Annotated in this window: 5 protein-coding genes; all 5 read right to left on the bottom strand. The window is 69.8% G+C overall.

Translation table 11 applies throughout. From position 1 onward, the window contains the following. Nucleotides 1–71: 71 nt before the first annotated feature. A complete protein-coding gene (gene xsc, locus GBZ26_RS26315) occupies nucleotides 72–1,847 on the bottom strand; it encodes a sulfoacetaldehyde acetyltransferase (RefSeq protein ID WP_174441368.1) in 1,776 nt (591 codons plus the stop codon). Between the two features lie 73 nt (nucleotides 1,848–1,920). Beyond that, a complete protein-coding gene (locus tag GBZ26_RS26310) occupies nucleotides 1,921–2,289 on the bottom strand; it encodes a hypothetical protein (RefSeq protein WP_174441367.1) in 369 nt (122 codons plus the stop codon). A gap of 52 nt (nucleotides 2,290–2,341) precedes the next feature. Continuing rightward, nucleotides 2,342–3,313: a dimethyl sulfoxide reductase anchor subunit family protein gene (locus tag GBZ26_RS26305; RefSeq protein WP_174441366.1), complete on the bottom strand. Its 972-nt coding sequence runs from the start codon at nucleotides 3,311–3,313 to the stop codon at nucleotides 2,342–2,344. Between the two features lie 12 nt (nucleotides 3,314–3,325). After that, nucleotides 3,326–4,105 carry a 4Fe-4S dicluster domain-containing protein gene (locus tag GBZ26_RS26300; RefSeq protein ID WP_174441365.1) on the bottom strand — a complete coding sequence of 260 codons (780 nt, stop codon included), beginning with the start codon at nucleotides 4,103–4,105 and terminating at the stop codon, nucleotides 3,326–3,328. Then, nucleotides 4,102–5,671 (bottom strand): molybdopterin oxidoreductase family protein (locus GBZ26_RS26295; protein WP_211104973.1); only part of this gene is annotated, 1,570 nt, incomplete at its 5' end. The genes GBZ26_RS26295 and GBZ26_RS26300, both read right to left, overlap by 4 nt.

Genomic DNA, 5,671 nt, shown 5'->3' with positions numbered 1-5,671 from the left:
GGGTTGGGGTGGGGGCAAAGCCCCTTCAACTCATGCAAAGAAGCGCCGCGTCAGCGGCGCAGCGCCTCGGCTTACACAGCCTGTTGCGGGCGCATGTCCGCCGGGTCGATGCCGGCGATTGCCACCGGCTTCTTCATGGCGTCGCGGCGGAACGGCTCGCCCAGCTCCTGGTTCAGGATCACCTCGACGAAGGTGGTGATGCCGCGCCCCTGGTCCTCGATGGCCTGGCGCAGGGCGGCGGTTACCTCGTCCTGGGTGCGCGCGGTGACGCCCTTCAGGCCGCAACCCTCAGCCACCTTGGCGTAGCTGAGCTTGGGGTTCAGCTCCGTGCCGACGAAGTTGTTGTCGTACCACAGCGTCGTGTTGCGCTTCTCCGCCCCCCATTGGAAGTTCCGGAAGATCACCATGGTGATCGCCGGCCATCCCTCGCGTCCGATGGAGGACATCTCGTTCATCGAGATGCCGAAGGCGCCGTCACCGGCGAAGCCGACCACCGGCGTGTTCGGGCTGCCGATCTTCGCGCCGACGATCGACGGGAAGCCGTAGCCGCAGGGGCCGAACATCCCCGGCGCCAGATACTTCCGCCCCTCCTCGAAGGTGGGGTAGGCGTTGCCGATGGCGCAGTTGTTGCCGATGTCGGTGGAGAGGATGGCGTCCGCCGGCAAGGCGGCCTGGATGGCCCGCCACGCCTGACGCGGCGACATGCGGTCGGACTCGCGCTCGCGCGCCTCGGCGTTCCAGCTCGTTCCGGGATCGTCCTCCTCATGGTCGAGCGAGGACAGGAGCTGAAGCCACGCCGACTTGGTCTGGTGGATCAAGGCGCGGCGCTCCAGCCGGTCCGTGTCCCCGGCGCCAGGGGCGAGCTGCGCCAGGATCTGCTGCGCGACCTGTTTGGCGTCGCCGCAGATGCCGACCGACACCTTCTTGGTCAGGCCGATGCGGTCGGGGTTGATGTCCACCTGGATGATCTGCGCGCCCTTCGGCCAATAGTCGATGCCGTAGCCGGGCAGGGTGGAGAAGGGGTTGAGCCGCGTGCCGAGCGCCAGCACGACGTCGGCCTTGGCGATCAGCTCCATCGCCGCCTTGGACCCGTTGTAGCCGAGCGGCCCGACCGCCAGCGGATGGCTGCCGGGGAAGGCGTCGTTGTGCTGGTAGCCGCAGCAGACCGGCGCGTCCAGCCGCTCCGCCAGCGCGATGCTGTCCGGAATGGCCCCGCCGATCACCACCCCGGCGCCGTTGAGGATGACCGGGAACTTGGCCTCCGACAGCAGGCGCGCCGCCTCGGCGATGGCCTGCCGCCCGCCCGCCGGGCGCTCCAGCCGGACGATCTGCGGCAGCTCGACGTCGATGACCTGGGTCCAGAAATCGCGCGGCACGTTGATCTGCGCGGGGGCGCAGCCGCGCCACGCCTTCTCGATGACGCGGTTCAGCACCTCGGCCATGCGGCTGGGATCGCGCACCTCCTCCTGGTAGCAGACCATGTCCTTGAACATGGCCATCTGTTCGACCTCCTGGAAACCGCCCTGGCCGATGGTCTTGTTGGCGGCCTGCGGCGTCACCAGCAGCATCGGCGTGTGGTTCCAGTAGGCGGTCTTGATGGAGGTGATGAAGCCGGTCACGCCGGGGCCGTTCTGGGCGATGGCCATGGCCATTTCCCCGGTGACGCGGCTGTAGCCGTCGCAGATCAGGGCGGCGTTTGTCTCGTGCGCGCAGTCCCAGAACCGGATGCCGGCCTTGGGGAAGAGGTCGGAGACCGGCATCATGGCCGATCCGATGATCCCGAAGGCGTGCCGGATGCCGTGCATCTGAAGGACCTTCACGAACGCTTCCTCGGTGGTCATTTTCATGGTGCGCATCCTCGTTTCATGGATGGGTGGTGTGGGATGAGAGGGGAGGGGGCCAAGGGTCATCGGCCGGCGGTCAGCCGGCGATCACGCGCGGCATGGCCCGCTCGCCGGGGCCGGGAAGAATGGCGGGCCGGTGCACGGCGATCAGGGGGGCATAGCCGCCGGCCCCCTCCGGCATCGGCATGGCGAACCAGCGGTAATGGCGGCCGCTCCAGACGAGCAGCCCGTGGCTCAGGCCGTGGCCGTCCACCGCGAAGCGGTCGATCAGGCGTCCGGCGAGGCCGGCGGGCAGCGGTTCGTAGACGATGCCTGGACCGGAGCGGAACCCCACCCGCGGGCAGGAGGGCGAGCCGCAGATGTAGAGGCTCCGGGCGCCCATCGCCTTGGCGCGGGTCATCAGGAGGGCCAGGGCGGGGCCATGATCAGTGTGGTCTTGCGGCATGTCTGCTCCTTTCCCGATGGAGGGATGAAGAGGCGGGGCCAGAGTGGCGGGGTCAGGCTTCCCCGGCGCCGTAGAAGAGGGTCACGGTGTGCTTCGCCTCCGCGAAGAAGAGCCAGCGCTCGGCGACCACCCCCAGGGCGGCGGCGGCGACGGCCAGCAGCGCCAGCGTGCCGGACAGGGCGCCGGGACCGGCGACCAGCGCGCCGAGGCTCAGCACCGCCGGCAAGGCGAAGGCGGCGAGGCGGGTGATCAGACGCAGGCGGACGGCGTGGCGGCGCCCGACGCGGAAACCCATTTCCTTGAGCAGGTAGTTGTCCTCGCTGTGCGGGGCGTCGAGCAGGCGGACCCGCCCGATGTGGCCGAGGCCGGTCGCCGTCTCCGCCGTGCTGACGGGGCGGGCGGTGGCGCAGTGGTGCCAATGCCCCTCTTTGGCCGCCCAGGCTAGCCCCACCGACGCCAGGGCCAGCAGGGAGGACCAGCCCGCCGCCTGCCCGACCACGCCCAGCAGCGCGTTCAGCAGCAGCGCCCCGGTCATCAGCGACAGCGCCAAGTACGTGCGCGGCACCCACGGGTTGGCCCACTGGCGGATCGGCTTCAGCGAGGCGTAGATCATCGCCGTGCAGTAGACGGTGACCGCAGCCATCGCCGCGGTGATCCAGCCGGCGACACCCGCCACGCCGCTGCCGCTGCCGCCGCCGTCAGCGCCGGTTGCCAGGACGATCCAGGCGATGGCGAAGACGCCCGCCGGCAGGAAGGTGGCGACCGCCGCCACGCCTTCGCGCGACAGCCAGGAGCTGCGCCATTGCGACAGCGCCCGCCACGCACGCTCCGGCCGGCCGAGATGGGCCAGCGAGGACAGCAGCCCGGCCACCACCAGTCCCAGGGCGAGGGCGAGGGCGGCGAGGCCGAACAGCGGACTCGTCGGCAGCAGGCCGAAGGGCGCCAGCAGGCCGAGCAGGGCGAGCAGGCCGTAGCCGGCGCCCGCAGCACTCGTGAAGAAGATGATGGAGAAGGCCGGATGCATGGAATCCCTCCCTCAGCGCGCCAGGATGCGGTCGGCCCATTTCAGCAGGCCGTGGAGCGGCAGGTCGTCGTTGGCGCTGTCCTTGGCCCTATCCTTGGCCCCGCCCTTGGCGATGCGTTCGTCCAGCGCCAGGGTGGGCCGCGGCCGGGGCGGCAGGTACTTGTTGGTCGGCTGGTAGTCCAGCTCCGGCATCAGGTCGTAGCCGCCGCGTTCCGCCACCAACGTCGAGACGGCGGAGGCCGGATCGGCGAGGTCGCCGAAATGACGCGCCGAGGTCGGGCAGACCATGACGCAGGCCGGCACCCGTTCCGATTCCGCCAGCGTCTCGTTGTGGATGCGGTCGATGCACAGCGTGCATTTCTTCATCACGCCGACGTCCTGGTCGAACTCGCGCGCGCCGTAGGGGCAGGCCCAGGAGCACAGCTTGCAGCCGATGCACAGATCCTCGTTGACCAGCACGATGCCGTCCTCGGCCCGCTTGTAGGAGGCGCCAGTCGGGCAGACGGTCACGCAGGCCGGCTGTTCGCAATGCAGGCAGGAGCGCGGGAAGTTGGTGGTGCGCGACCCGCAGCCTCCCTGCTCGGAGCCGGCCTCGAAGCTGTGGATGCGGTTGAACCACACCCCGTCCGGACCGGCGCCGTAGGCGTCGGTGTCGGTCAGCGGCGCCATGTGGCCGCCGTCGTTCCACTGCTTGCAGGCGACCGCGCAGGCGTGGCAGCCGACGCAGGTGTCGAGGTCGATGACCAGCCCCAGCCGGGGGGCGCCGGGTTCGCGGTTGGGAAGGCTCGTCATGACCGTACTCCCCGAGACGTGGGCCGGAAGACGGCGCCGGTGCGCAGGATGGCAGGCGGCGGCTCGACGCCCGGCGGCATGGCCTGGGCGGGGAAGCGCGGCATCGTCTCGGCCCGCTCCTTCGGCGATGCCTTCTCGACGCGGACGCGCAGGTCATACCAGGCGGCCTGTCCGGTCACCGGGTCGGCGTTGGAATGGCGGTAGCCGTTGCGCTCCGGCAGCAGTTCCGAGATCAGGTGGTTGAGCAGGAAGCCCTTCGTCCCCTCCGGTGCGTCGGTGGACAGGTTCCAGGCGCCGGAGCGCTTGCCGATGGCGTTCCAGGTCCACACCGTTCCGGGTTCCACCCCATCCATCAGCTGGACCGGCACCCGGATGCGCCCGGTCGGGCTGGTCACCCAGGCCCAGTCGCCGTCGGCGAGGTCGAGCGCCTCGGCGGTGGAGCGTGCGATGTAGAGACTGTTGCGTGCCAGGATCTGCCGCAGCCAGGCGTTCTGCGAGCCCCAGGAATGGTACATGGGCATCGGGCGCTGGGTGACCGCGTGCAGAGGGAAGGCGCCCTCGTCCAGCCCTTCCTCCTCCAGCGGCGGGTACCAGAAGGGCAGGGGGTCGAAGTAGGTTTCCACCCTTTGCCGCTTGTCGGCAGGCGGCACCACCGCGCCGTGCCCGCGCGCGGCGAGGCGGAATTTCTGGAGCGGCTCGACGTAGAGCTGGAGGATCACCGGCTCCGGCTTGTCGAGGAAACCCATGCGGGTGGCGGTCTCCAGATAGGCTTGGTTGGCGTGCTTGAAATAATGCTGCTCCGGCGGCAGCTCGAAATGCCAGAAGCAGCCGTTGCGGACGTAGCGGTCGAGCTGGTCCGGGTTGGGCGCGCCCTTGCCGGCGTCCTTCCCGTCGGCGCCGCGCCAGCCGGCCAGCGGGCCGATGCCGGGCTTGCGCTCGTGGTTGGTCATGTAGTCGGGATAGCCGCCGGGGTAGCGCGGGCTGCCGTCCTCCCGGACGAAGGCGGGCAGGCCGAGCCGCGCTCCCAACTCGATCAGCACGTCCTGGAAGGGCCGGACGTCGCGGTCGGGCGTCAGCACCGGCTGGCGGATCGAATCGCCGGGGCCGTGCGCGCTGCCGATCGGGCGGTCGAGCAGGGAGATGCAGTCCCACCGCTCCAGATAGGTGGTGTCGGCCAGCACGAGGTCGGCGTAGGCCACCATCTCCGAGGCGTAGGCGTCGCAATAGACGATGAAGGGGATGCGGTACTCGCCGGTGTCGGGGTCCTTGTCGGACAGCATCCGCATCGTCTCGGACGTGTTCATCGACGAGTTCCAGGCCATGTTGGCCATGTACATGAACAGCGTGTCGACGCGGTACGGGTCCCCCTCCCAGGCGTTGGCGACCACCATGTGCATCAGCCCGTGCACCGACAGCGGCGCGTCCCAGCTGAAGGCCTTGTCGATGCGGAGCGGCTCCCCGTTCTCGCCGACCAGCAGGTCCTCCGGCCCCATCGGGTAGCCGAGCGGCATCCCGTGGATGGCCTTGCCGGGGCCGGTCTGTCTCCTATAAACATCTGACGCTGCC

Origin of the sequence: Azospirillum formosense (genome assembly GCF_013340925.1) — a bacterium.
In the GTDB taxonomy this organism is placed as follows: domain Bacteria; phylum Pseudomonadota; class Alphaproteobacteria; order Azospirillales; family Azospirillaceae; genus Azospirillum; species Azospirillum formosense.
This window is presented reverse-complemented; position numbering and strand designations above follow the sequence as displayed.

Excerpts from the sequence above, each read along its gene's own strand:
- xsc (WP_174441368.1), bottom strand. The coding sequence starts at position 1,847 with ATGAAAATGACCACCGAGGAAGCGTTCGTGAAGGTCCTTCAGATGCAC.
- GBZ26_RS26310 (WP_174441367.1), bottom strand. The coding sequence starts at position 2,289 with ATGCCGCAAGACCACACTGATCATGGCCCCGCCCTGGCCCTCCTGATG.
- GBZ26_RS26305 (WP_174441366.1), bottom strand. The coding sequence starts at position 3,313 with ATGCATCCGGCCTTCTCCATCATCTTCTTCACGAGTGCTGCGGGCGCC.
- GBZ26_RS26300 (WP_174441365.1), bottom strand. The coding sequence starts at position 4,105 with ATGACGAGCCTTCCCAACCGCGAACCCGGCGCCCCCCGGCTGGGGCTG.